Annotated in this window: 4 protein-coding genes and 1 pseudogene; all 5 read left to right on the forward strand. The window is 71.0% G+C overall.

Annotated elements, in window-relative coordinates:
* Positions 1-440: pseudogene (locus CKO31_RS25320) on the forward strand (hypothetical protein); the annotation flags it as partial.
* Positions 441-501: 61 nt separating this feature from the next.
* Positions 502-1,044, forward strand: coding sequence for a hypothetical protein (locus tag CKO31_RS25325; RefSeq protein WP_200243463.1), 543 nt, complete (start codon positions 502-504; stop codon positions 1,042-1,044).
* Positions 1,045-1,209: 165 nt separating this feature from the next.
* Positions 1,210-1,593 (forward strand): high-potential iron-sulfur protein, encoded by a 384-nt coding sequence (locus CKO31_RS25330; RefSeq protein WP_200243465.1) that lies wholly within the window; start codon positions 1,210-1,212, stop codon positions 1,591-1,593.
* A 379-nt stretch (positions 1,594-1,972) separates the two neighbouring features.
* Positions 1,973-2,905, forward strand: coding sequence for a hypothetical protein (locus tag CKO31_RS25335; protein WP_200243467.1), 933 nt, complete (start codon positions 1,973-1,975; stop codon positions 2,903-2,905).
* A gap of 181 nt (positions 2,906-3,086) precedes the next feature.
* Positions 3,087-3,763 (forward strand): phosphoribosylformylglycinamidine cyclo-ligase (gene purM, locus CKO31_RS25340; protein ID WP_200243469.1); only part of this gene is annotated, 677 nt, incomplete at its 3' end.

Raw genomic sequence — 3,763 nt, forward strand, 5'->3', positions numbered from 1 at the left:
CCCCAGCCGTGTCTGCGGCGGAGCAGGCGGCGCCGGCGCCGGAGCGCCCCGCGCAGGCGCCGAGCGAAACAGCGGCCACCGACGCTGATGCGCCGCACCCGGCGAGCGTGCAGACCGAGCCCGGGAAGGATCGGGAGACGTCCCGACCGCAGGTGCCGCCGCCAGCACCCGTCGCGCCGGAAGCGCCGGAGGCGCCGCCCGGCGCCGCCGCGGCATTGGAGCTGATGCCTGATCCCTATGGCTGGCACGGGACCTATGTGCACACGCCGCACGGCATCACCCTGCTCCCGCACCGGATCGGGAGCCCGGGCACAGCCGCCGCTGTGCCGGGGGTCCGCCGGGGGATGTTCTGGACCACGCCCGAGGGCAAGGTCTATTTCGAGCCGGCGCCCGGGACACCGAGCGCGACCGGCACCCCACCGCCCCCGGGGCGTCGCTGAATGCGGTGCCGCACAGGCCCGCGCCGGCGCGACAACGCCCTTACACCAACCGGAGACCGCCATGACCAGGTCCAGTCCCGTGCCGACACGCGTCATTTCCAGAGCCTTGCTCGGCGGCTGCCTGCTGGGTGCCGGCATGGCCGGCTGGTCCCAGGAGCAGGCGCCAACGCAGATTCAGGCGCAGACCCAAGCGCAGACCCAAGCGCAGACCCAGCCGCAGACCCAGCAGCAGGCTCAACAACAGCCCGGCCGGCAGTCCGGGTCAGCGGCGCCGACGCCGCAGCAGGCCATGTCGGCACAGCAGGCCTTGCAGGCCATGGCCGGCATGGGCGGCATTTTTCGCAAGGCGCCGGGCGGCGACCTGTACCTCTACCCCGCGGTCAAGCTGCGGCAGAGCCTCAACGGCATGCACGGCACTTATCGCGTCACGCCGCGGGGCATCATCCTGATGCCCACGGGTATGGACGCGCCGGATTTGGGCATGGACTCCATGGGCGGCGTTGCCGGCTCCTTCCGGGTGACGCCGGACGGCAGCGCCTACTTCCAACCGACGCCGCACGCGCCGGTGGGCATGAGCGGCGAGACGGGTCGCGGCAACCCGTGACGGAGCGCCGCCGCCTCAGTCCGTGGTGCATGAACGAGCTTCCGCGCAATCGGGGGCGGGATCGGCGCGCCGATCGAGCCGCGTCGCCGGCGGCGACCCCCTTGCGCGGCCAACGCGCAGCCGGCCCTGGCCGGCAATTCCTCTAATCGACCGGAGAGCAAAACCATGACCGACCAACAACCCGATCTGCGACGTCGCGCGGCTGTCCAGACCCTGCTCGGCGGGCTCGCGAGCCTGCCACTGCTGTCCCTGGCACGCACCGCCGCCGCGCAGGGCGCCGCGCCGCCGCCGGAGGGCTGGGAGTCGTTTCCCCGTGTCGACGAGGCGACCGATCCCACCGCCATTGCGCTGAACTACAAGCACGATGCCACCGCAGCCGACCGCGCCGGCGCCGCCAAGCCGGGCGCCCCGCCGGAGCAACAGACCTGCGCCAACTGCCAGTTGATCCAGGCCGATGCCGGCGAGTGGCGCCCCTGCTCGCTCTTTCCCGGCAAGCTCGTCGCCGCGAACGGTTGGTGCAGCTCCTGGGTCCTCAAGGCAGGCGCCTGAGAGCGCAGGGCTCGACCGCCGGCGCGGCGGCGGCCTGCGCCCCGCCAATCCGCGAAGACGCCTCGCCACGGCCGCCTTGCGCAGCGCTCGGCGGCCAGGATGAGGTGTGTCTTGGACTCGCAGGCGCCGCCTCGGTCGAGGGGCGGCGCTTCCATGAGCGCGCTGCAACAGCGTCCAGCAGCGCCGCTCGGGCTGGATGGGCACCCGCGGGAAGACAACCGGGTCCCGCAGTCAAGTTGCAGCAGCGGCATCTCGCCGGCAACGGTCGGCGATTTTCCGCTAACCTGCGCCGATGCCGCCAGCCCCGATTGGTCGCGGTGTCGCTGACTTCAAGCCTGCCCCATTTACACCCTGATGAGACCCGAGCCGCAACCGCGTCATGTCGAACATTCGTGCCTACTCTCAGCGCCTGCTGCCACCCTTCTCCGGTGTGGTGCAGATCGCGCAATCGGATCGCGCGCGGGCGCAGAGCTTCGACGGCCTGAGCTGGGAGGTGCATTACGTGCCGCGGCGCGGCCAGAGCCAAGGCCAGCCGCAGATGCCGCTGGGCTATGCGCTGGATCGGGGCTACTACCGGGTTGCCCACTTCCAAGACGGCCGGCTCACGCCCTATGTGCTGCCGGCGGTGCTGGATGCCGCCCAGGTGGGCGCGTGCATCGAGGAGCTAGCGGACTTTTTGCGCGCGGTGACGGTGCCCTTTCCCGTCGCGGACGTGTTCGAGTTCTGGCTGCTGGACGGCAAGGATGAGTCCCCGTTGGCGCTGATCTTCTCCTGCTGCGAGGCGGCGCAGATGTCCACGTATCCGACCAAGAGCGGCTGGACGGCACTGCCCCATTCCAAGCTCCGCATCGACTCGACGGCCGAGGAGCAGGCACGGCAGGAGCCGCCGGTGAATCACCGCTTTCAAGATATGGTAACCAGCCGCGCCGGTGCTCAGCCGCGCACCGCCTGGATACAGCGGGCAGCCGGCGACGCCGGCGACTTTCCGCCGCTGCTGGTGCGCGAGGACTGGCCGTCGGAGCGGGAGCGCGATATCTGCCAGCGCTATCTGCTGCGCACGGCGCCGATTCTGCTGATGCTGCAGGGCCTGCCCCGGGATGACCGAGAGCGCCTGGAGGTCGCGGCCAAGCGCCACGCGGTGGAGGTCGATCGGCACTATCCTTTGTATCCGGAGATCAACGACGAAAAGCGCATGGCGGCCATTCGCGTGGAAGCGCGGCTGCGCCGAGGCTCGCCGCAGACCTCGGGCCCGAGCAGGGAGAAGGCCGCGACCCCGGCGCCCTTGAGCAAAGATATGCGGATTCTGGAATGATCGTCGCAGTGGTCCTGCGCGTTGTGCGGCGACACCTATCGGGGCGGGAGCTTAGGAGGCCCGGGCAAGGCGCTGTGTAGGACGCATTGCCGCGGCGGTGCGGCGTGCGAGAATAGGCGCGCGGCAGCGGTGTCCGCCGCGCCGCCCACGCACCGACCCAGCCCAGCCGAGGCCGCCAGCGATGACCACCGAATCCATGACCTACCGCGACGCCGGTGTCGACATCGACGCCGGCGAGGCATTGGTCCGGCGCATCAAGCCCGCGGTGGCGGCCACGCGCCGGCCCGGCGTCCTATCCGGCATCGGCGGCTTCGGCGGGCTGTTCGAGCTGCCCCGGGGCTACCGCAACCCGGTGCTGGTGTCCGGCACCGACGGCGTCGGCACCAAGCTCAAGCTGGCGGTGGCCGCCGGTCGCCACGGCGGCGTCGGCATCGACCTGGTGGCCATGTGCGCCAACGACATCGTCGTCTGCGGCGCCGAGCCGCTGTTCTTTCTGGACTACTACGCCACCGGCAAGCTCGACGTGGACACGGCCGCGGCCGTGGTCGAAGGCATCGCCGAGGGCTGCAAGCGCGCCGGCTGCGCGCTCATCGGCGGCGAGACCGCCGAGATGCCGGGCATGTACGGCGGCGGCGATTATGACCTGGCGGGCTTTTGCGTAGGTGTCGTCGAGAAAGACGCCATCCTGGAGCCGAGCCGCGTCAAACAAGGCGATGCGCTGATCGCGCTGGCCTCCAGCGGCCCCCACTCCAACGGCTTCTCGCTGATCCGCCGGGTGCTGGAGGCCAGCGGCGCGAGCCTGGACGAGCCCCTAGAACAACCGCCGGGCCAATCCCTGGACCAGCCCCCGGGGCCGCC

It is taken from the genome of Thiohalocapsa halophila, assembly GCF_016583825.1.
Classification (GTDB): domain Bacteria; phylum Pseudomonadota; class Gammaproteobacteria; order Chromatiales; family Chromatiaceae; genus Thiohalocapsa; species Thiohalocapsa halophila.

Excerpts from the sequence above, each read along its gene's own strand:
- CKO31_RS25325 (WP_200243463.1), top strand. The coding sequence starts at position 502 with ATGACCAGGTCCAGTCCCGTGCCGACACGCGTCATTTCCAGAGCCTTG.
- CKO31_RS25330 (WP_200243465.1), top strand. The coding sequence starts at position 1,210 with ATGACCGACCAACAACCCGATCTGCGACGTCGCGCGGCTGTCCAGACC.
- CKO31_RS25335 (WP_200243467.1), top strand. The coding sequence starts at position 1,973 with ATGTCGAACATTCGTGCCTACTCTCAGCGCCTGCTGCCACCCTTCTCC.